Here is a 19,129-nt window from a genome sequence, read left to right on the forward strand (position 1 = left end):
GGACTTCGAACGATGGACCTGACCCCTCGGGAAAAAGACAAACTGCTGATCTTCACCGCAGGCCTGGTGGCCGAGCGGCGATTGGCGCGCGGTGTGAAGCTCAACTACCCGGAAGCCATGGCGTATATCTCGGCAGCACTGCTGGAAGGCGCCCGCGATGGCCGGACCGTGGCCGACTTGATGTATTTCGGCACCACCCTGCTCAGCCGTGAGCAAGTGATGGAAGGCATCCCGGAAATGATCCCGGATATCCAGGTAGAAGCCACCTTCCCCGACGGCACCAAACTGGTGACCGTCCACCAGCCCATCGCCTGAGGCCCGGCCATGTCTATGCTGATTCGTGATGCAGTACACAGCGACCTCCCGGCAATCCGCGATATCTACAACGATGCCGTGCTCAACACCATGGCGATCTGGAACGAGCAACTGGTGGACCTGAGCAATCGCCAGGCCTGGTTCAGTGCGCGCCAGGCGCAGTTCTACCCGATCCTGGTGGCGGTCGAAGACAATCAGGTGCTCGGCTACGCTTCATTCGGCGATTGGCGGCCCTTCGAGGGATTTCGCCACACCGTCGAGCACTCGGTGTACGTGCGCAACGACCAGCGCGGCAAGGGCCTCGGTCCACGCCTGATGGAAACCCTGATCGAGCGGGCGAAAACCTGCAACAAACACGTAATGGTCGCCGCCATCGAAAGCGGCAACCAGGCGTCGATCCGCCTGCATGAGCGCCAGGGCTTCACCATCACCGGGCAGATGCCGCAAGTGGGCACCAAATTCGGCCGCTGGCTGGACCTGATCTTTATGCAACTGACGCTTAACCCCGGCGCGGAGCCGCCAGCCGTAGACAAGGAGTAACAACCGATGAACGCCGCCCACCTGCGTCTCGTCAATGCTGAAAGTTTTGCCCATTACCGCCAGGGCTTGATTGAGCTGTTGCTGGACGCCGTGCAGCACGGCGCATCGGTCGGCTTCATGGCCGACCTCGACGAAGCCCAGGCCCGCAGCTATTTCAATAGCGTGCAGGCCGGCATCGAAGACGGCAGCCTGTTGCTGTGGGCGGTGGTTCGCGATGAACAGGTACTGGCCAGCGTGCAACTGGCGCTGTGCCAGAAAGCCAACGGCCTGAACCGCGCCGAGGTGCAAAAGTTGCTGGTACTCAACGAGGCACAACGCCGTGGCCTGGGCCAACAATTGATGAATGCGCTGGAGCGAAGCGCCCGCCAGTACAAGCGCGGCCTGCTGTACCTGGACACCGAAGTCGGCTCACCGGCTGAAGCGTTCTACCAGTCTCAGGCCTACATCAAGATCGGGGAACTGCCCAACTACTGCCAAAGCCCGGACGGACGCTACAGCTCGACCGCCATCTACTTCAAGACCCTGGGACAACCTGAATGATTCCTGGCGAATACCGAATCCGGCCTGGCGACATTGAACTCAATGTCGGCCGCCGCACCCTCAGCCTGAGTGTGGCCAACAGCGGCGACCGGCCGATCCAGGTTGGCTCGCATTACCATTTTTTCGAGACCAACGACGCGCTGACATTTGATCGTGCGGCCAGCCGTGGCATGCGCCTGAACATAGCGGCGGGCACGGCGGTGCGGTTTGAGCCGGGGCAGAGTCGCGAGGTGGAGCTGGTGGACTTGAGTGGCTTGCGCCGGGTGTACGGCTTTGCCGGGCGGATCATGGGCGACCTGGATTGAACAGATTTGTTTTGCCTAGCGGGCTTGTGTGGCAAGCCCGTTCGCCACACAAGCCGGTTTGCCAGAATAAATCAGTGTAGAACCTCATCTATGCGCAAGGATTTCCAATGAAAATCTCCCGCCAAGCTTATGCAGACATGTTCGGCCCCACCGTCGGTGACAAGGTCCGCCTGGCCGACACCGAGCTGTGGGTGGAAGTGGAAAAAGACTTCACCACCTACGGCGAGGAAGTGAAATTCGGCGGCGGCAAAGTGATCCGCGATGGCATGGGCCAAAGCCAACTGCTGGCCGCTGAAGTGGTCGACACCCTAATCACCAACGCGCTGATCATCGACCACTGGGGCATCGTCAAGGCCGACGTTGGCCTGAAAAACGGCCGCATCGCCGCCATCGGCAAGGCCGGCAACCCGGATATCCAGCCCGGCGTGACCATCTGCGTCGGCGCCAGCACCGAGGTGATTGCTGGCGAAGGCATGATCCTTACCGCCGGCGGTATCGACACCCACGTGCACTTCATCTGCCCACAGCAAATCGAGGAAGCGCTGACCAGCGGCGTCACCACGATGATCGGCGGCGGCACTGGCCCAGCCACCGGCACCAATGCCACCACCTGCACCTCGGGCCCGTGGCACCTGGCACGGATGCTCCAGGCATCGGATTCGTTCCCGATGAACATCGGTTTTACCGGCAAGGGCAACGCCAGCCTGCCGCAGCCATTGATCGAACAGGTCAAGGCCGGCGCCATTGGCTTGAAGCTGCACGAAGACTGGGGCACGACGCCGGCGAGTATCGACAACTGCCTGACGGTCGCTGACCAGTACGACGTGCAAGTGGCGATCCACAGCGACACCCTCAACGAATCCGGCTTCGTCGAAACCACCCTCGCCGCCTTCAAGGGCCGCACCATTCACACCTACCACACCGAAGGCGCCGGGGGCGGCCATGCGCCGGATATTATCAAGGCCTGTGGCTTGCCCAACGTGCTGCCCAGCTCTACCAACCCGACTCGGCCGTTCACCCGCAACACCATCGACGAACACCTGGACATGTTGATGGTCTGCCATCACCTGGACCCGAGCATTGCCGAAGACGTGGCCTTCGCCGAAAGCCGCATCCGCCGCGAAACCATCGCCGCCGAAGACATCCTCCACGACCTCGGCGCGTTCTCGATGATCAGCTCCGACAGCCAGGCCATGGGCCGCGTCGGCGAGGTCATCACCCGAACCTGGCAGACCGCCGACAAGATGAAAAAGCAGCGCGGCCCGCTGCCGGGCGACGGTGAGGGCAACGACAACTTCCGCGCCAAGCGCTACATCGCCAAGTACACCATCAACCCGGCGATCACCCACGGTATCAGCCATGAAGTGGGCTCCATCGAAGTGGGCAAGTGGGCCGACCTTGTGCTGTGGCGCCCGGCGTTTTTTGGCGTCAAGCCGACCCTGATCCTCAAGGGCGGAGCGATTGCCTCAAGCCTCATGGGCGACGCCAACGCCTCGATCCCCACGCCGCAACCGGTTCACTACCGGCCGATGTTCGCCAGCTTTGGCAGCTCGCTGCACGCTACCAGCCTGACCTTTATCAGCCAGGCGGCACTGGCGGACGGCTTGCCACAAGCACTGGGATTGAAGAAGCAGATCGCGGTGGTCAAAGGCTGCCGGGACGTGCAGAAAACCGACCTGATCCACAACGACTACCTGCCAGACATCGAAGTCGACCCGCAGACCTATCAGGTCAAGGCCGACGGGGTGCTGCTGTGGTGTGAACCGGCGGATGTGTTGCCGATGGCCCAGCGGTATTTTCTGTTCTGACCGGTCATCGGCAGACGTGAGCCGCGTCAGGGGTTTTGCACCAACCGCCCCAACCGCTGCTTGAGCATCTGGTTCTCGGACCGCAGTTGCTGGACCTCTTCGAGCAGGTCCAGCGCCAGGGCGACGCCTTCCCACTCCAGTTCCAGATCCTTGCGCAACGCCGACGCTCGCTTGGCCACGGCCAACTCGTAATCGGTAAAACGCCAGGACTCGGGACTCGCCCCCTCCGGTTCAAGGATGCCGTGCTCGACGATCTCGATCACATAGGCCACCGACAAATCGGTGGCCTCACAAAACTCGGTCATGTTCACTTGAACCACGTGGGGACTGCTCATCGTTAGCTACTCCATGATTCTCTCGGATCGAAAGCGGCCTTGTTCGCCAGTTCCTGCCACAACGCCTTGACCTCGTCGTCGGCGCTTTTGGGCATGACCGCCTTGAGTTGCACAAACAGATAACCGCGCTGCCCGGCCTTGTTCAGCAAGCCGTGGCCCTTGGCGCGCATGCGCTGGCCGTTCTGGCTGCCGGCCGGCACTTTCAGGTTGATCTTGCCGGTGAGGGTCGGTACCGCGACTTCCGTGCCCAGCGCCAACTCCCACGGAGCCAGCGGCAGGGTGATGATCAGGTTTTCACCTTCCACATCGAATTTCGGATGAGGCGCAAACTTGATGATCAAGTACAGATCGCCATTGGCACCGCCGCCAATGCCCGGCGCGCCCTGGCCCTTGAGGCGGATGCGTTCGCCGTCGGCCACACCGGCCGGGATCTTCACGTTCAGGCTTTTGGTGGTGTTGCTGACGTGCTGGCCCGCCGCGTTGTACTGCGGCACCTGGAAGTTGATCGGCTTGGACTCGTTGGACAGGGTCTCTTCCAGGAAGATCGGCAACTCCATTTCCACATCTTGTCCTCGACGCCCGGCACTATGGCCCTGGGCACCACCAAAACCATTGCCACGCGAGCCAAAGATCGAGCTGAAGAAATCCGAAAAATCGCCGGTGTCTTGACTGCCGCCATAGCCGCCACGGCTCTGCCAGCCTGGCGGGCCCTGGAACGGCTGGCCATGCTGACCGTATTTGCGCAAATCGTCGTATTCGGCGCGCTTGTCGGCGCTTTTCAGCGCTTCATAGGCTTCGGACGCGTCCTTGAACTTGGCTTCGGCATCCTTTTCCTTGCTGACGTCGGGATGATATTTACGTGCCAGCTTGCGATAGGCCGCCTTGATCGCCTTGTCGTCCGCTGTCGGCTCTACGCCGAGAATCTTGTAATAGTCTTTGAAGTCCATCGGGGGCATCACCATCCGTTATCGATATCGCACTGCCAGCGGCACAGCATGCGCCTGTTTGCGGCGTTTGGATTGGCCGATCTCAATCTTGTGACCGAGGGGTGCGTCAGAAGTTTATCGGCGGCGTGACGAGCAATCTTGATAAATGCGTCAGCCACCAACCGTATGGAGGGGATTTGGGGGCAAACGCTGACCTTTCAAGGTAACAAGTCCGTTGTATTTAGCGGATAGTCGGCCTACGCATCTGAACGTGGGTGACATACACTGCGCGGCCGTTTTTCAACCGGAACCCGAAAGACATGAAAAACCTATCCCCAGCCCGTGCCTGTGGCATCGACTTTGGCACGTCCAACTCCACTGTCGGCTGGATCCGCCCCGGCATGGAAACGCTTATCGCGCTGGAGGACGACAAAATCACCCTGCCTTCGGTGGTGTTCTTCAACTTCGAAGAGCGCCGCCCTGTCTACGGCCGCCTTGCGCTGCACGAGTACCTGGAAGGTTACGAAGGCCGCCTGATGCGCTCGCTCAAGAGCCTGCTGGGTTCCAAGCTGATCAAACACGACACCAGCATTTTGGGCACGGCCATGCCGTTCAAGGACCTGTTGGCGCTGTTTATCGGCCAGTTGAAGCAGCGCGCCGAAAACACCGCCGGGCGTGAGTTCGAAGAAGTGGTGCTGGGCCGCCCGGTGTTTTTTGTTGACGACGACCCGATGGCCGACAAGGAAGCCGAAGACACTCTGGTGGACGTCGCCCGCAAGATCGGTTTCAAGGAAGTCTCCTTCCAGTACGAGCCGATTGCCGCTGCGTTTGACTATGAGTCGACCATCGAAAAAGAAGAGCTTGTCCTGATTGTCGATATCGGCGGCGGTACCTCTGACTTCTCCCTGGTGCGCCTGTCGCCTGAGCGGCGCGACCTGGACAACCGCCACGACGATATTCTCGCCACCGGCGGCGTGCACATCGGCGGTACCGACTTTGACAAGCAACTGAGCCTGCAGGGCATGATGCCGCTGTTCGGCTACGGCAGCCGCATGAAAAGCGGCGCCTACATGCCCACCAGCCATCACATGAACCTGGCGACCTGGCACACCATCAACTCGGTGTACTCGCAAAAGACCCAGTTGGCCCTGGGCAGCATGCGCTACGACATCGAGGACACCGGCGGCATCGACCGCCTGTTCAAGTTGATCGAGCAACGTGCAGGACACTGGCTGGCGATGGAAGTGGAAGAAACCAAGATCCAACTGACCCGCGACGAGAGCCGCCATGTGCTGCTCGACCGGGTCGAGCCGGGCCTGAGCGTTGAATTGAGCCGGGCGTTGTTCGAGTCGGCCATCGATAACCTGCTCGAACGCATCCGCAACAGCGTCACCCAATTGCTGGACGATGCCTCGGTGGATGTGGCCCAAGTGGACACGGTGTTCTTTACCGGCGGTTCCAGCGGCATTCCGGCGCTGCGCCACAGTGTGTCGGCGATGCTGCCGAACGCGCGGCATGTGGAAGGTAATATCTTTGGCAGTATTGGCAGTGGTCTCGCGATTGAGGCGAGCAAGCGCTACGGGTACTGACTAGAAGCAAGCGTCAAGCTGTAGGAGCTAGCTTGCTCGCGAAGGTGGTGAACGCTAACGCGGGCTTGCTGGTTAACCGCGGCGCTCTCGAGTTTTTCGCGAGCAAGCTCGCCCCTACAGCGTGCCGCTGCTCCTAAACCATCCCCCCAAGCTTCAACTCACTCTTCAAGTACGCATAGTAAATCGGCCCCGCCACCACCCCCGGCAGGCCGAAGGCTGCTTCGAACACCAGCATCGCCAACAGCAACTCCCAGGACTTGGCACTGATCTGCCCGCCGACGATGCGTGCGTTGAGAAAGTATTCCACCTTGTGGATCACGATCAGGTAACCCAGCGCCGCCACGGCGACCCAAATCGACAGCGACAGCGCGACGATGGTGATCAGGGTGTTGGACATCAGGTTGCCAATCACTGGCAGCAAGCCCAGCAGGAAGGTCAGCACGATCAAGGTTTTGGTCAGCGGCAGGTGAATCCCGCACAGCGGCAGGACCACGGCCAGGAACACGGCGGTGAATACCGTGTTGAGCGCGGCGATCTTGATCTGGGCGAAGACGATGTTGCGAAAGGCCTGGACCAGCAAATGCAGGCGATCGAACAAGGCCGCCGCCAGGGGTTTGCGCTTGGTCAGATCTGGCACGCGCTGCAAGGCCATGATCGCCCCCAGGACCATGCCGATCAGCAGCGTCACAAACATGTGCGCCGCGTCCTTGCCCACCAGTTGCAAGTCGCTCAGGTGCTTACTGACCCATTCGCCGATGGCGATGCGAAATTCAGCGGCGCTGGCGGGCAGGTAGGCATCGAGGAACGGCGGCAGTTGCCCACGCGCCTGGTCTACCACACCCATGAATTTATCCAGGGACGCCCCGGGATTTTCCGCTTCGTGCAGCAGGAAACTGATGGCGCCGGCAAAAACCAGCGCCAGCACGCTGACGATCAAGGTGCCCAGCAATGCCACCGCCAGCCAGCGCGCGCGCCGACCTTCGATCAACCGCTGCAACTGCGGGGTGAGCATATTGACCAGTTCAAAGACCAACAGGCCGGCCAAGAGGCTGGGCAGCAGCTTCAACGGCAGTACCAGCAATAACCCGCCGAAAATGATGATGTAGCTGGCCAGTAACAACACATGACGCTGAGAAAACGTTGGCATACAGCCTCAAAACGAACGGCATTAAAGGATGCTGTAGGAGCGAGCTTGCTCGCGATGGGCGTTAACGATAACGCGCTCATTCTGAATAAACGCACTGATCTTACGTTCATCGCGAGCAAGCTCGCGCCTACAGAGGGCTGTGTGCGAGTGTCGCAGCCTTCTATGGCACGAGGCTATTATTTCTTCAGGCAGGTGCTCATAAAGGTCTTGCGCGCATCACCTGCCAGGGCTTTGGTCTTGGCGGTGGCATTGCAGTCTTTCATCTTCTGCTGCTGGGGAGTCAATGTCTTGGCATCGTTGGCAGCCGGGGCGGCCTTGAGGCAGGTGCTCATGTAGGCTTTGCGCTCATCACCCTTGAGCGTCTTGGTGGTGGCTTCGGCGTTGCAGGTGGTCATTTTGTTTTGCTGGGCAGTTGCAGCAAAACCCTGGGAACAGATCAGCAAGCCCATCATCAACAACGGAATACGCAACATCTTCATGGAGTTTTCTCCCTGTTACCGTGCCGAGGAGCACGGCCTCCCCTGCAGTGTAGACAAAGCCTGTTACACCTTCACCTGCTACGTATATTCGTCCGTCGATAGTGCTCCGGCGTGCAGCCGGCCTGGCGCTGAAACATGGCGATAAAGGCCGACGCGGTGCTGTAGCCCAAGTCAAAAGCCACTTCCTGGACGCTGCGGGTGCTATCCAGTAATTCGATGGCCGCCAGGAAACGCAGGCGCTGGCGCCACTCGCCGAAACTCATGCCCAGTTCGCGAACAAATTGCCGGGCCAGGGTGCGCTCACTGACATGCACCTGGACCGCCCACTGCGCCAACGGCCGGTTGTCGCCAGGCGCAGCCTGCATCCCTTCCAGCACGCTGAGCAGGCCGGGGTTGCTGGCGTAAGGCAGGAAACAATCATGCACCGGCGCCTGCTTGAGTTGATCCACCAAAACCTGGGCCAGGCGCACGTCGGCATCGTTCTGAGGGATGTTCACGTCGCGCTCGGCGAAATCACTGAGGATCGCCTTGAGGATGTCGCTGATGGTCAAGGTGCACGGCGCTTTGGGCAGTTGTTCGCAGAGTTCCGGCGCGAGATACACCGAGCGGTAGACAATTGCCTGGGCGTTGTAGGAACTATGCTGGGTGTTCGGCGGAATCCACACTGCGTATTGCGGCGGCGACATGAAGCGGCTGCCGGCCACTTCAAAGCGCATCACGCCACGGGCCGAGTAATCCAGGGAGCCCCAGGCGTGCTGGTGAGCACTGGCGTGGGTGTCGGCCTCGAATTCGGAGTAGCGGAAGTACACCGGGGCCGGCAGCGCGGCGAAATCGGGAAGGTTGATGTACTTCTTGCGCATATTGTCTGGATTCAAAGGTCGGATGGCCGGATCGAAGTATAGGCTTCGATCCAGACAAAGGATAATCATCGCTCACTAACGTTTCTGGTTCCTTTCGATGCAATACGCTTATCCGTTACTGGCCATTTTTATCTGGGCTGGCAATACCGTGATCAACAAGCTCGCGGTGGGTTCGATCTTCCCCGCCGAGATCGGCTTTTACCGCTGGCTGCTGGCGGGAATTCTGTTCACCCCATTCATGCTCAAGCCGGTCATTGCCAACTGGCCGTTGATTCGCCCCAACCTGGGCAAGATTTTCATCCTCGGTGTGCTGGGCATGGCGGTGTATCAGAGCCTGGCGTATTACGCCGCAACCCTGACCACGGCCACCAACATGGGCATCATCCTGTCGCTGATGCCCCTGATGACCCTCGCCGCCGCCATCATCAGCCTCGGCCAGCGCCTGACATTGGGTGCATTGACCGGTGCCGTGCTGTCGTTCGCCGGGGTGCTGGTGGTGGTTTCGTCCGGCAGCCTTGGCGCACTCCTGCAACACGGGCTGAACCTGGGTGACGGCATGATGCTGGTGGCCACACTGGCCTACGCGATCTACAGCACGCTGCTGAAAAAATGGCAGTTGCGCCTGCCACCGCTGGTGTTGCTGTATTTGCAGGTGCTGGTGGCGGTGGTGGTGCTGTTTCCGCTATTCCTCGTATCCGAAAAAACCGGACTGGGCTGGTCGAATATCCCGCTGGTGCTGTACGCCTGCCTGCTAGCCTCGATGATCGCGCCCTTGGCCTGGATGCATTCGGTCAAGACCCTGGGGCCAAGCCGCACCACATTGTTTTTCAATCTATTGCCATTGATTACCGCGCTGATTGCGGCGGTGGTGCTGAAGGAGCAGTTGGCGCTGTATCACCTGGTGGGCGGAGTGCTGACCTTGGGTGGGGTGATTTTGTCGGAGCGCTGGACCACGCCGATTGGGGGCAAGGTCAGGGTTGCTGGCTAAATCCCGGCAGCCTTCAACCGCTGGGCATGCTCGGTAAACAACCGGATCGGTTCCGCGCCCTTGCCCACCAGCCCCAGTGACTGGTTGACGATATCGAAGTGGTCCAGCGGGTAGTTATCGCCGATCACCGTTCCCAGGTGCGAACTGTAGCGCCCGACCATGCCGTCGCACTGGCCTTTCTCCCGGACAAATGTGCGGGCAAACAACCGGCAACTGCAGTTCGTGCCGTCCAGCAGGTTGCGCCCGCGATCGGTCTTGCCCGGCTGCAAGGTGCCGGACCAGGAGTAGTAACGCACCCCGTTGACCTCCCCGGCGCCCTGCCCGCCCCAGGTATCCGGCAGCCCCTGGGGATACTGGCGATTGAACAGGGCCACGCCTTCACTGGTCAGCGACTGATGAGAGGCGTGGATATCCGCCGCAAAACGCGGACCGCGGTAACCGGTTTCCAGCAGGCTCATCACGGCACCAATCAGCCGTAGCACCACACTCATGATTCGGCCCTTGGCGCTGTTGGCCGGGTAATGGCGATGGATGTGATCCGCCAGTTCCGAGCCATGATTGGGGCCGGCCACCGACGTCACCGACGCCACCCACTCCGGACGCTTTGCCGCCGCATAACGCGCCGTCAGCGAGCCCTGGCTATGGCCGATCAAGTTGACCTTATCGGCACCAGTCTCCCGGCGAATCGTCTCGATCTGCGCCAGCAACTGCTCGCCACGCACCTCGCTGGAGTTGAGCGGCGCCACCTGCACCGCAACGACCTGCGCGCCGCCCGCGCGCAACGCCGGGACAATACCGTACCAGTACGGGTACACCACCAGGCGCACAAACCCAAGCATGCCCGGCACCAGTACCAGGGGATAACGTGTTGCCAATGACTGTGGCATGGGGCGAACGTCCTTGAAAGTGAGCCGATGAGCGCCATCCTAGACGAACCACCGGCAAACCAATATGACGAATTAACGACCAACTCATGACATTACTTGAGCCCCACCACTGCGGCGGTGATCAGTAGAAAAGTCCAGGCCTCCTCAGAACGCCCGCGCCAACACGCGCAACTGGCGCTCGGCTTCATCACTGGAGCGGCGGAACGCCTCTACGACGGACTCTTCACCTTCGGCGGCAATCACAGTGATGTCGTCGATGCCAACAAAGCCCAGGGCTGTGCGCAGGTGTGGATCAGCGTGATTCATCGCTTCGTTCTCGCCCCCCGGGCCAAACCCACTGCCGCCGCGACTGGTGATGATCAGCGCCTTCTTGCCCAGCAGCAAACGCTGGTATTGGGCAATGCCCTGGCTGTCCTGAGTGACGTTGAAGGTCAGACCCATGCGCACAATGTGGTCGATCCAGGCCTTGAGCCCGCTGGGCAGGCCGAAGTTGTACATCGGTGTGGAAATCACCAACAGGTCGTGACCGATCAACTCGCCCACCAGTTCATCGCTCAATTGCAGGTCTGCCTGCATGGCCAGGGGGCGCGTATGGGGTTCGGGGTAGAAGTTCGCCGCGACGAAAGCTTCGCTGACATGGGGGATAAAGGCCCGACCGACTTCGCGTCGGGTCAGCCGCGCATCAGGGTTGGCGGTTTGCCAGGTGTCGAGAAACACTTCCGCCAGGCGCCGGGAGTGGGAGCGCTCGCCACGGGGGCTGGCATGGATCGCAAGCATTCTATTCATCTGCAAGACCTTCACGGGATAGACTCAGGCGACCTGAATGGTCGACTTTCTTACCAGCAAACTAGTGCTGTCGAGTCCACCCAACAAATGAGCAATAGTTACGCCGGATGAAATAAAATCATCCATGGAGCCCGCCATGTTTGCCTCGCTGCCCCTCACCGCCCTGCGCGCCTTTGAATCCGCATCGCGCCTGCTCAGCTTCAAGGCGGCAGCCCTGGAACTGTCAGTGACGCCGACGGCGGTGTCCCATCAGATCCGCTCCCTGGAAACCTGGCTGGGGGTGGCGCTGTTCGAACGCCTGCCGCGCAAGGTAAGGCTGACCGAATGTGGCGAGCGGTTGTTCCACAGCCTGCACGGCGCGCTGCTGGAGGTAGCGCAAAGCGTCGACACCCTGCGCCCGCAACGCAGCGTCGGCAACCTCACGCTTTCCACGACGCCGGCCTTCGCCGCCCTGTGGCTGGTGCCACGGCTGGGGCGTTTTTATGCCGCTCATCCGGGGATCAACCTGCGCCTGGACACCCACTGCGACGTGGTGGATTTGCAACAAGACGCCAGTATCGACCTGGTGATTCGCTACAGTCTCGACAATTACCTCAACCTGTACAGCCTGTGCCTGTTCGATGAGTGTTTCGCGGTCTATGGCTCACCCGAACAAGTGGCATTGGCAAGCACTCAGGCCCCGACGCTGATCAGCGTGCGCTGGCACAACTCCAAGCTCTACGCCTTGGGCTGGCAAGCCTGGTGTGACAAGGCCGGCGAGCATTGGCTGCAGCAAGCCAGACCGATACGCGAATACGACGAAGAGCACTACGCCCTTCAAGCGGCGATTGCCGGCCAGGGCCTGGTGTTGGCCAGTAACATCCTGGTTTCACAAAGCGTGGCCAGCGGTTTGCTGGTGCCTTATAGGCCCCAGGTCAGCGTCGACGGCGCGGGTTACAGCGCGCTGTGCGTACCTGGACGCGAGCGGCATCCACCGGTCAGGGCGTTTTTCCAGTGGTTACAGGAGGAGGCGCGGCTGTCCGGGCACGCGCAGTGACATCCGATAAAACTTTTTGTGTGACGCGGCACTCACAACTTGGAGCGATCACGCCGTCAGAGCGTGGCGCAAACCGGATATCGCCCTGAGGAGAATGAGATGACTGACTCACATTTGTCTGACGTAGCCACATTGCGAGCGCGCGCCCGCAAGAACGTCGAGAACGGCGCCGTAACCGAAGGCTACGACGCCGACCGCCAGGAAGTCCTGCGCCTGCTCAACGAGTCGCTGGCCACGGAACTGGTCTGCGTGCTGCGCTACAAGCGTCATTACTTTATGGCCAACGGCATTAAAGCCCATGTCGCCGCCGAGGAGTTCCTGGAGCATGCCAAGCAGGAAGCGGAGCACGCCGACAAGCTGGCTGAGCGCATCGTGCAGTTGGGCGGCGAGCCGGAATTCAACCCGGACCTGCTGTCGAAGAATTCCCACGCGCAATACGTTGCGGGCAATACCTTGAAGGAAATGGTCTACGAAGACCTGGTGGCCGAGCGGATCGCGGTGGACAGCTACCGCGAGATCATCCAGTACATCGGCGATAAAGATCCGACCACCCGGCGGATCTTCGAAGACATCCTGGCCCAGGAAGAAGAACACGCCGATGACATGGCGGATATTCTGCAGGACCTGTAAACCTTTCCCACGATCATTCCCACGCCGAGCGTGGGAGTGATCACCACCGCTTCAGCCTTTCACCGTCTTCGGGGCCTTGCCTTCCTTCATCTGTTGCAGCAACGGTGCACACTGGTTGGGCTCATCGCCACTTGGCGCCACCAGCGCCAGCAAGCCGGCAGCGGGACCTGCGATCACACCCAGTGCGACCATCCCCGCCCCCCGCAACATCAACGGCACCGCTTTCACCCCGGCATTGGGCTTGATAAATGGCCCGTCGACGTACAGCGGCGAACGCAGGGAAAACAGCCGAAAGCCTTTGGACTCGGGTGTAATGGTCAGATCCAGTTGTTCGCTGGCCATATTCGCCGTGCCATCAACGTAGATGATGGCGTTCTCGGTATCGAACACAAACAGCCGAGTGGTGGCCAGGCCGGTCTTGATGCCGAAGTCCGCCGCCGCGCAGTTGATCTTCACTTCCTTGTCGCCAAACAGGCGGCCGACCACGTAGTTACCCACGTTGAGCCCGGCGATTTCCATCAGGCTACGACTGATGGCGCCGTCGTTGATCAACATCTTCAGATCGCCATTGGCACTGCCCAGCAGCGCCGCCACGGAGTTACCACGCCCGGCGATATCGGCATCGCCGTTGAGCTCACCGAAGCTGGTTTTCATCGGTTCGAAAGTGGGAAACAGCTGCTTGAGCTTGAAGTTGCGCGCCGTCAGTTTTGCCCGACCGTCCATAGGCGTGACGCGGCCATTGAGGCGAATCTGCGCGTCGAGCTTGCCGCCGGCCACGCCAAAACGCAGGGGTTCCAGGCTCAATTCGCCATCATTGAGCACCAGATGCGTGTAGAGATCGGTGAACGGCAAGTCGGCGCTGTGGACGATGCGTTTGCCGGTGAGTTCAACATCGGCGTCCATGTCGCGCCAGCGCTCGGTGCGGAACTCTTCCACCGGCAGCACCTTGGTCGCCGGCTGCTTGCTCATCCCGCCCCGGGCTTTTTGCTTGGCGTTGGAGTCGGCGCCGATCAAGGGCGCAAGGTCAGCCAGCAGCAGTTGATTGGACACCAGCGCACCGCTGAGCTTGGGCCGCGGCTGGCTGGCGACGTACGCCAGGTTGCCGTGGATATCACTGCTGCCGATCTTGCCGTTGAAGTTCTCGTAGCGGAACGACGCACCGCCCGCCTCATGCAGCTTGGCGATCAGGTGGCCGTCGGTGGAATAGGCCGGCGAATCCGGCAGGGTGACGCCCGTCAGCGGGTACAGGTTGCCCAGGCTGCTGCCGGACAGTTTCAGGCGTAGATCCAGGGCGCCGAGGTTCCGCGGGTCGGTCAGGGTGCCGGCCAGGGCAATGCTCGTGTCGGCGATCTTCACCTGGGCTTGCAGCGGGAACGGCTTGGTCGCGTCCTGCAAGGCCAGCAGGCCACCGATCTTGCCAGTGCCGGCTAGTTTCTGACCGTGGTATTGGCCTTTGACCTTGAGGCCGAAGGCGTAATCCTGTGGCACCGAGCCCTTCTCCTGGGCTTTTTTGGTGTCGCTATCACCGACGATTTCACTGAAGGGAATCGGTTTGCCCAGCAGGTCGATCAACACATCGAGCTGGGTCTTGAGGGTTTGGTCGTCGAGGGTAACGTGGCCCTTGTCGAAACCAATGGCGCCGATGTCTACCACCCAGTTGGACGGCTCTGCATTCGGGTCCTTGGGGTCAAACTGGAAGGCCCAGTTGGCACGGCCGTCGGCCAGGCGCTGCAACTCGGCGCTCGGTTCGGTGAGGTCGATACGCGGAATGACCACGCGCTGGGCCAGCAATGGCAACGGCGCGATGCGTAACTCCACACGTTTCAACGTGACCATCTGCGGTTTTTTCGACCACTCGGGGTTGCCCAGGGTCAGGTCCTCGGCCACTACGTGGGGCCAGGGAATCCAGGCGCGCCAGCCACCTTCGTCAGGCTCGCGCTGCCAGACCACGGCCAGGTTGCCATTAATGGCAAAGGGACGATGCAGCTCTTCGGAGACCTTGGCGTTGAGGGAGGGCTTGATCCGGTTCCAATCGAAGAACACCAGGATCAATACCATGACGGCAATTAACAGAGCGAAGCTGGCGCAGCTCCAGGCGAGAATTTTACGAGTGCGCGTCATTGCACAGGGCTCCTGAATACGGCTGAGCGTGCGCGTTGCGGCGCACCTTAGGACTACAGCCTATATGGCTACGACTGACAAACAGCCTGGGGGTTTAACCCAAGCGCCAATTAAGCTGAAAAAACCGCTTTTCCTGACCAATCGGACAATCTCAATCATCGACGGCGCACCGTTGTTACCCACGATCGTGTCAAAAATACCCAGCACGGTGCAAAAGCCCGTGCTTGAGAGGCCGGATCTAGAGCCTTTGCCGAGAACAATCAATTCTGTTGATTATTACCATTGTCTTTATGAACTTTTATATCAACTTATCGAGAGTAGCATTAGCCCTGTACCCAATTTATCGCCCTCCCAAGGAGCAACCTCTCATGAAACGCCAATTACTGCTTAGCTTCGCACTGTCCGTCCTGGCTACCAGCGCATTTGCCCTGCCAGCCGCTGAACAGGTCACCCCACAAATCAAGACTGACGCCGCACACATCAGCCAAACCCTGGCCGAAGGTGGTCGTGATCGCCTGGAACAGAAAGGTCTGGTTGAAGGTGGTGCTGATCGTCTGATGGAACGCAACGCCGTTGCCGAAGGTGGTCGTGATCGCCTGGAACAGAAAGGCCTGGTTGAAGGCGGTGCTGATCGTCTGATGGAACGTAACGCTGTTGCCGAAGGCGGCCGTGATCGCCTGGAACAGAAAGGCCTGGTTGAAGGCGGTGCTGATCGTCTGATGGAACGTAACGCTGTTGCCGAAGGCGGTGCTGACCGTCTGCAAGAACTGCATCAAGCAGCGAGCTAAGCCCGTGCTGGCCCTGGAAAAAAGCCCGATCTCTGGATCGGGCTTTGACTTTGTATGATCCGCAACACCTTTGCCACGCCTCAAGTTCGACGCCAGTAAAGTTGTTTTGCTAGAGTGCGACGCTGTCCTTGTCCACAAAGCCTGCCTGCCAATGCTGCCCCGCGCCGAACAGAAGCAACAGACCCGCCTCGCCCTGATGGACGCAGCCCGCCATTTGATGGAGTGTGGCCGTGGGTTCGGCAGCCTGAGCCTGCGAGAAGTGGCCAAGACCGCTGGCATCGTGCCCACCGGTTTCTACCGCCACTTTGCCGATATGGATCAATTGGGCCTGGTATTGGTCAACGAAGTCGGCCAAACCTTTCGCGCAACGATTCGCCTGGTGCGTCATAACGAGTTCGTCATGGGCGGCATCATCGATGCCTCGGTGCGAATTTTTCTCGACGTCGTAGCCGCTAACCGCTCGCAATTCCTGTTCCTGGCCCGAGAACAATACGGTGGCTGCCTGGCAGTACGCCAAGCTATCGGTGCCTTGCGTGAAGACATCACCTCGGACCTTGCGGCCGACCTGACCTTGATGCCCAAGCTGCAACATCTGGATGCCGAGGGTTTGCACGTCATGGCCGACCTGATCGTCAAAAGCGTGTTTGCCACCCTGCCCGACATCATCGACCCGCCAGCCGAAGCCCTGCCGGCGCACCTGACGCCACAGGCCAAAATCACCCAGCAGTTGCGCTTTATCTTTATCGGCCTCAAGCACTGGCAAGGACTGGGCAGCACCGAGTAGCTAGGTTAGCGCACCACATGAAAGCGTTTGGCGGTAGTGCGCGGCGCAATAGTGGCCCAGGCCGGCGAGTTGGCCAAAAACAGGCTGACCATGATTAAACACACAAATGGCTTGAACATGATGGATGCCGCTGTGGATTAAACACCGGTGGCATCCCTGTAAAACCGTGCGTAACGAGGGGAAAGTCAAACCCCCAATACGCGGAGGACAAACCTCTAAATAGAAAACGGCGAGACACTGATGTGTGGTTTCACATATTTTCCAGGGGAAAATCACCGAAACTGCTCGATTCAGGTGCCACAATTTCCGAAGCGCACCAATATGAATCACTTCCATATAGCGTCACGCCCCGTTTAGTAGCGCAACTCGCGCACCTACAGTCTTTTCCTATGCCTGGCGTGATTGGCAAGCCCCTTGCTCTAGCTTGCTTATCGCTCATAGCTGGAAGCTTTCTGATGCTGGTGATCCACCGCCGAATCGCCCCCCAAACCCTCTGGGCCGCCCAACTGCTGCTGAATTTCGAGGCGCGCAGCAAAAGCCGCCTACGCTGTTTCAGTGCCGACGGTGAAGACGTCGGCCTGTTTCTGGAGCGCGGCCAGCCGCCCCTTCACGATGGCGAATGCCTGCAGGCTGAAGACGGACGTGTCGTACGTGTCTGCGCGCGGCCTGAACAACTGCTGCATGTCACCTGCAGCAATGCCTTCGAACTGACGCGCGCTGCCTACCACCTGGGTAACCGCCACGTCGCCCTGCAAGTGGGCGACGGCTGGCTGCGCCTGCTCGATGACTACGTGCTCAAGGCCATGCTCGACCAGTTAGGGGCCACCACTGAAACCATCGATGCACCGTTTCAACCCGAGCACGGCGCCTATGGCGGCGGCCATCATCATTCGCGCCACGGCGACGAAGACTTCAACTATCCGCCCAAATTGCATCAGTTCGGCGTGCGCCCATGAACCCAGCCTGGGCGCTGCTGCGTCTGGCCAGTCCGCAATTGCCGATTGGCGGCTACAGCTATTCCCAGGGCCTGGAGATGGCCGTGGAGCAAGCCCGCGTGTGCGACCCTGCCAGTGCCCGGCGCTGGATCAGCGACCAATTGCTGCTCAACCTCGCCCGCTTCGAAGCGCCGCTGCTGCTCGCCCATTGCCAAGCCGCCGCCGAGCAGGACTGGCCGCGACTGCTGCAACTGTGTGAAGAACACCGCGCCAGTCGCGAAACCCGCGAGCTGTTTCAGGAGAGCCGGCAGATGGGCTATTCCTTGCAACAGTTGCTTAACGGCTTGCCGGAGCTGGATGACGCGGCCCGCGAGTTTCTCGGCCAACTGGGCGAACCGCACCTGGCCCTGGGTTGGGCCTTGGCCGCACGTGCCTGGGGCATCAACCCGAACGACGCACTCGCGGCCTGGCTATGGAGCTGGCTGGAAAACCAACTGGCCGTGCTGATGAAAACCTTGCCCCTGGGCCAACAAGCCGCCCAGCGCCTGACCAGCGAACTGCTGCCGCTGCTGCAACAAGCCCAGCAACACGCCAGCCAGATCGACCCCCACCATTACGGCAGCGCCGCGTTTGGCCTGTCCCTGGCGTGCATGGCCCATGAGCGCCAGTACAGCCGCCTGTTTCGTTCCTAGGAGAAACACATGAACACACAACCCCTGCGTGTCGGTATCGGCGGCCCGGTCGGCTCCGGCAAGACCGCCCTGACCCTGGCTCTGTGCCTGGCGCTACGTGATCGCTACAACCTGGCGGTGGTCACCAACGATATCTATACCCGCGAAGACGCCGACTTCCTGGTGCGCAATCAAGCCTTGGCCCCCGAGCGAATCATCGGCGTAGAAACCGGCGGCTGCCCGCACACGGCAATTCGCGAAGACGCCTCCATCAACCTGGAAGCGGTGGATCAACTGAACCGGCGTTTTCCCGGCCTGGACCTGATCCTGGTGGAGTCCGGTGGCGACAACCTGTCCGCCACCTTCAGCCCCGAGCTGTCGGACCTGACCATCTACGTGATCGATGTGTCGGCCGGCGACAAGCTGCCGCGCAAGGGGGGCCCGGGGATCTGCAAATCCGATTTGCTGGTGATCAACAAGATCGACCTGGCGCCCCTGGTCGGCGCCTCATTGGAACTGATGGACAGCGATACCAAACGCATGCGCGGCGAAAAACCCTTTGTCTTCAGCAACCAGAAAACCGGCGTTGGCCTGGAAGCAATCGTCGCCTTCATCGAACGCCAGGGCCTGCTGACTGCAGTCTGACCATCCCAACAAGG

General features: G+C 60.4%; 22 protein-coding genes. 14 read left to right on the plus strand and 8 right to left on the minus strand.

Translation table 11 applies throughout. The features are described from left to right. Positions 1 to 12: 12 nt before the first annotated feature. The 5 genes from ACZRKZ_RS18355 (at position 13) to ureC (ending at position 3,508) form a co-directional block, all read left to right on the plus strand. A complete protein-coding gene (locus ACZRKZ_RS18355) occupies positions 13 to 315 on the plus strand; it encodes an urease subunit gamma (protein WP_133101479.1) in 303 nt (100 codons plus the stop codon). Positions 316 to 324: 9 nt separating this feature from the next. Further along, positions 325 to 855 carry an N-acetyltransferase family protein gene (locus tag ACZRKZ_RS18360; RefSeq protein ID WP_463982368.1) on the plus strand — a complete coding sequence of 177 codons (531 nt, stop codon included), beginning with the start codon at positions 325 to 327 and terminating at the stop codon, positions 853 to 855. A 6-nt stretch (positions 856 to 861) separates the two neighbouring features. Then, complete coding sequence (locus tag ACZRKZ_RS18365) at positions 862 to 1,395, plus strand: GNAT family N-acetyltransferase (protein WP_463982369.1); 534 nt, start codon at positions 862 to 864, stop codon at positions 1,393 to 1,395. Continuing rightward, positions 1,392 to 1,700: an urease subunit beta gene (locus ACZRKZ_RS18370; protein ID WP_149411111.1), complete on the plus strand. Its 309-nt coding sequence runs from the start codon at positions 1,392 to 1,394 to the stop codon at positions 1,698 to 1,700. The genes ACZRKZ_RS18365 and ACZRKZ_RS18370 overlap by 4 nt, the downstream gene beginning before the upstream one ends. 107 nt (positions 1,701 to 1,807) lie before the next feature. Next, the gene (gene ureC / locus ACZRKZ_RS18375; RefSeq protein ID WP_463982370.1) at positions 1,808 to 3,508 is read left to right on the plus strand and encodes an urease subunit alpha; all 1,701 of its coding nucleotides are present in this window, start codon (positions 1,808 to 1,810) and stop codon (positions 3,506 to 3,508) included. A 26-nt stretch (positions 3,509 to 3,534) separates the two neighbouring features. Here ureC and ACZRKZ_RS18380 read toward each other — a convergent pair whose 3' ends face one another. Together ACZRKZ_RS18380 and ACZRKZ_RS18385 are read right to left on the minus strand one after the other, a co-directional pair. Next, the gene (locus ACZRKZ_RS18380) at positions 3,535 to 3,843 is read right to left on the minus strand and encodes a chaperone modulator CbpM (protein WP_133101474.1); all 309 of its coding nucleotides are present in this window, start codon (positions 3,841 to 3,843) and stop codon (positions 3,535 to 3,537) included. 2 nt (positions 3,844 to 3,845) lie between these two features. After that, on the minus strand, positions 3,846 to 4,790 hold the full coding sequence (locus tag ACZRKZ_RS18385; RefSeq protein WP_463969146.1) for a DnaJ C-terminal domain-containing protein: 945 nt from the start codon (positions 4,788 to 4,790) through the stop codon (positions 3,846 to 3,848). A gap of 299 nt (positions 4,791 to 5,089) precedes the next feature. Here ACZRKZ_RS18385 and ACZRKZ_RS18390 point away from each other — a divergent pair, with 299 nt between their 5' ends. Further along, a complete protein-coding gene (locus tag ACZRKZ_RS18390) occupies positions 5,090 to 6,358 on the plus strand; it encodes an Hsp70 family protein (protein ID WP_463982371.1) in 1,269 nt (422 codons plus the stop codon). 133 nt (positions 6,359 to 6,491) lie between these two features. Here ACZRKZ_RS18390 and ACZRKZ_RS18395 read toward each other — a convergent pair whose 3' ends face one another. The 3 genes from ACZRKZ_RS18395 to ACZRKZ_RS18405 form a co-directional block, all read right to left on the minus strand. After that, complete coding sequence (locus ACZRKZ_RS18395; protein WP_133101471.1) at positions 6,492 to 7,505, minus strand: AI-2E family transporter; 1,014 nt, start codon at positions 7,503 to 7,505, stop codon at positions 6,492 to 6,494. Positions 7,506 to 7,681: 176 nt separating this feature from the next. Beyond that, complete coding sequence (locus ACZRKZ_RS18400) at positions 7,682 to 7,984, minus strand: PsiF family protein (RefSeq protein ID WP_133101470.1); 303 nt, start codon at positions 7,982 to 7,984, stop codon at positions 7,682 to 7,684. Positions 7,985 to 8,055: 71 nt separating this feature from the next. Further along, complete coding sequence (locus ACZRKZ_RS18405; RefSeq protein WP_463969229.1) at positions 8,056 to 8,844, minus strand: AraC family transcriptional regulator; 789 nt, start codon at positions 8,842 to 8,844, stop codon at positions 8,056 to 8,058. 97 nt (positions 8,845 to 8,941) lie between these two features. Between ACZRKZ_RS18405 and ACZRKZ_RS18410 the strand changes: the two genes are divergently transcribed. Beyond that, positions 8,942 to 9,832 carry a DMT family transporter gene (locus tag ACZRKZ_RS18410; protein ID WP_463969144.1) on the plus strand — a complete coding sequence of 297 codons (891 nt, stop codon included), beginning with the start codon at positions 8,942 to 8,944 and terminating at the stop codon, positions 9,830 to 9,832. Here ACZRKZ_RS18410 and ACZRKZ_RS18415 read toward each other — a convergent pair. Next, positions 9,829 to 10,719 (minus strand): esterase/lipase family protein, encoded by an 891-nt coding sequence (locus ACZRKZ_RS18415; protein ID WP_463982372.1) that lies wholly within the window; start codon positions 10,717 to 10,719, stop codon positions 9,829 to 9,831. The two genes, ACZRKZ_RS18410 and ACZRKZ_RS18415, sit on opposite strands and share 4 nt — an antisense overlap. A 144-nt stretch (positions 10,720 to 10,863) precedes the next feature. Continuing rightward, on the minus strand, positions 10,864 to 11,505 hold the full coding sequence (locus ACZRKZ_RS18420) for an FMN-dependent NADH-azoreductase (RefSeq protein WP_463982373.1): 642 nt from the start codon (positions 11,503 to 11,505) through the stop codon (positions 10,864 to 10,866). A 124-nt stretch (positions 11,506 to 11,629) separates the two neighbouring features. Between ACZRKZ_RS18420 and ACZRKZ_RS18425 the strand changes: the two genes are divergently transcribed. Both ACZRKZ_RS18425 and ACZRKZ_RS18430 read left to right on the plus strand, forming a co-directional pair. Beyond that, entirely contained in the window at positions 11,630 to 12,541 is a 912-nt protein-coding gene (locus ACZRKZ_RS18425; RefSeq protein WP_463969141.1) for a LysR substrate-binding domain-containing protein, read from the plus strand. A gap of 99 nt (positions 12,542 to 12,640) precedes the next feature. Then, positions 12,641 to 13,171 carry a ferritin-like domain-containing protein gene (locus tag ACZRKZ_RS18430; protein ID WP_149411123.1) on the plus strand — a complete coding sequence of 177 codons (531 nt, stop codon included), beginning with the start codon at positions 12,641 to 12,643 and terminating at the stop codon, positions 13,169 to 13,171. A gap of 51 nt (positions 13,172 to 13,222) precedes the next feature. Here ACZRKZ_RS18430 and ACZRKZ_RS18435 read toward each other — a convergent pair whose 3' ends face one another. Further along, entirely contained in the window at positions 13,223 to 15,292 is a 2,070-nt protein-coding gene (locus ACZRKZ_RS18435) for an AsmA family protein (RefSeq protein ID WP_463982374.1), read from the minus strand. A 368-nt stretch (positions 15,293 to 15,660) separates the two neighbouring features. On the opposite strand from ACZRKZ_RS18435, the gene ACZRKZ_RS18440 reads away from it, so the two are divergent. From ACZRKZ_RS18440 to ureG, 5 genes are all read left to right on the plus strand, one after another. Beyond that, positions 15,661 to 16,080, plus strand: coding sequence for a hypothetical protein (locus ACZRKZ_RS18440; protein ID WP_463982375.1), 420 nt, complete (start codon positions 15,661 to 15,663; stop codon positions 16,078 to 16,080). Positions 16,081 to 16,231: 151 nt separating this feature from the next. Next, positions 16,232 to 16,864: a TetR family transcriptional regulator gene (locus tag ACZRKZ_RS18445; RefSeq protein WP_463969137.1), complete on the plus strand. Its 633-nt coding sequence runs from the start codon at positions 16,232 to 16,234 to the stop codon at positions 16,862 to 16,864. 455 nt (positions 16,865 to 17,319) lie between these two features. After that, the gene (gene ureE, locus ACZRKZ_RS18450; protein ID WP_463982376.1) at positions 17,320 to 17,820 is read left to right on the plus strand and encodes an urease accessory protein UreE; all 501 of its coding nucleotides are present in this window, start codon (positions 17,320 to 17,322) and stop codon (positions 17,818 to 17,820) included. Beyond that, a complete protein-coding gene (locus ACZRKZ_RS18455) occupies positions 17,817 to 18,491 on the plus strand; it encodes an urease accessory protein UreF (protein ID WP_463982377.1) in 675 nt (224 codons plus the stop codon). The genes ureE and ACZRKZ_RS18455 overlap by 4 nt, the downstream gene beginning before the upstream one ends. Positions 18,492 to 18,500: 9 nt before the next feature. Beyond that, the gene (ureG, locus tag ACZRKZ_RS18460) at positions 18,501 to 19,115 is read left to right on the plus strand and encodes an urease accessory protein UreG (RefSeq protein WP_149411129.1); all 615 of its coding nucleotides are present in this window, start codon (positions 18,501 to 18,503) and stop codon (positions 19,113 to 19,115) included. The last annotated feature ends 14 nt before the right edge of the window (positions 19,116 to 19,129 follow it).

This window comes from Pseudomonas sp. c313 (assembly GCF_055407145.1).

What these genes read in the sequence shown, in the direction of transcription:
- ACZRKZ_RS18355 (WP_133101479.1), top strand. Translation starts at nt 13, where the DNA reads ATGGACCTGACCCCTCGGGAAAAAGACAAACTGCTGATCTTCACCGCA.
- ACZRKZ_RS18360 (WP_463982368.1), top strand. Translation starts at nt 325, where the DNA reads ATGTCTATGCTGATTCGTGATGCAGTACACAGCGACCTCCCGGCAATC.
- ACZRKZ_RS18365 (WP_463982369.1), top strand. Translation starts at nt 862, where the DNA reads ATGAACGCCGCCCACCTGCGTCTCGTCAATGCTGAAAGTTTTGCCCAT.
- ACZRKZ_RS18370 (WP_149411111.1), top strand. Translation starts at nt 1,392, where the DNA reads ATGATTCCTGGCGAATACCGAATCCGGCCTGGCGACATTGAACTCAAT.
- ureC (WP_463982370.1), top strand. Translation starts at nt 1,808, where the DNA reads ATGAAAATCTCCCGCCAAGCTTATGCAGACATGTTCGGCCCCACCGTC.
- ACZRKZ_RS18380 (WP_133101474.1), bottom strand. Translation starts at nt 3,843, where the DNA reads ATGAGCAGTCCCCACGTGGTTCAAGTGAACATGACCGAGTTTTGTGAG.
- ACZRKZ_RS18385 (WP_463969146.1), bottom strand. Translation starts at nt 4,790, where the DNA reads ATGGACTTCAAAGACTATTACAAGATTCTCGGCGTAGAGCCGACAGCG.
- ACZRKZ_RS18390 (WP_463982371.1), top strand. Translation starts at nt 5,090, where the DNA reads ATGAAAAACCTATCCCCAGCCCGTGCCTGTGGCATCGACTTTGGCACG.
- ACZRKZ_RS18395 (WP_133101471.1), bottom strand. Translation starts at nt 7,505, where the DNA reads ATGCCAACGTTTTCTCAGCGTCATGTGTTGTTACTGGCCAGCTACATC.
- ACZRKZ_RS18400 (WP_133101470.1), bottom strand. Translation starts at nt 7,984, where the DNA reads ATGAAGATGTTGCGTATTCCGTTGTTGATGATGGGCTTGCTGATCTGT.
- ACZRKZ_RS18405 (WP_463969229.1), bottom strand. Translation starts at nt 8,844, where the DNA reads ATGCGCAAGAAGTACATCAACCTTCCCGATTTCGCCGCGCTGCCGGCC.
- ACZRKZ_RS18410 (WP_463969144.1), top strand. Translation starts at nt 8,942, where the DNA reads ATGCAATACGCTTATCCGTTACTGGCCATTTTTATCTGGGCTGGCAAT.
- ACZRKZ_RS18415 (WP_463982372.1), bottom strand. Translation starts at nt 10,719, where the DNA reads ATGCCACAGTCATTGGCAACACGTTATCCCCTGGTACTGGTGCCGGGC.
- ACZRKZ_RS18420 (WP_463982373.1), bottom strand. Translation starts at nt 11,505, where the DNA reads ATGAATAGAATGCTTGCGATCCATGCCAGCCCCCGTGGCGAGCGCTCC.
- ACZRKZ_RS18425 (WP_463969141.1), top strand. Translation starts at nt 11,630, where the DNA reads ATGGAGCCCGCCATGTTTGCCTCGCTGCCCCTCACCGCCCTGCGCGCC.
- ACZRKZ_RS18430 (WP_149411123.1), top strand. Translation starts at nt 12,641, where the DNA reads ATGACTGACTCACATTTGTCTGACGTAGCCACATTGCGAGCGCGCGCC.
- ACZRKZ_RS18435 (WP_463982374.1), bottom strand. Translation starts at nt 15,292, where the DNA reads ATGACGCGCACTCGTAAAATTCTCGCCTGGAGCTGCGCCAGCTTCGCT.
- ACZRKZ_RS18440 (WP_463982375.1), top strand. Translation starts at nt 15,661, where the DNA reads ATGAAACGCCAATTACTGCTTAGCTTCGCACTGTCCGTCCTGGCTACC.
- ACZRKZ_RS18445 (WP_463969137.1), top strand. Translation starts at nt 16,232, where the DNA reads ATGCTGCCCCGCGCCGAACAGAAGCAACAGACCCGCCTCGCCCTGATG.
- ureE (WP_463982376.1), top strand. Translation starts at nt 17,320, where the DNA reads ATGCTGGTGATCCACCGCCGAATCGCCCCCCAAACCCTCTGGGCCGCC.
- ACZRKZ_RS18455 (WP_463982377.1), top strand. Translation starts at nt 17,817, where the DNA reads ATGAACCCAGCCTGGGCGCTGCTGCGTCTGGCCAGTCCGCAATTGCCG.
- ureG (WP_149411129.1), top strand. Translation starts at nt 18,501, where the DNA reads ATGAACACACAACCCCTGCGTGTCGGTATCGGCGGCCCGGTCGGCTCC.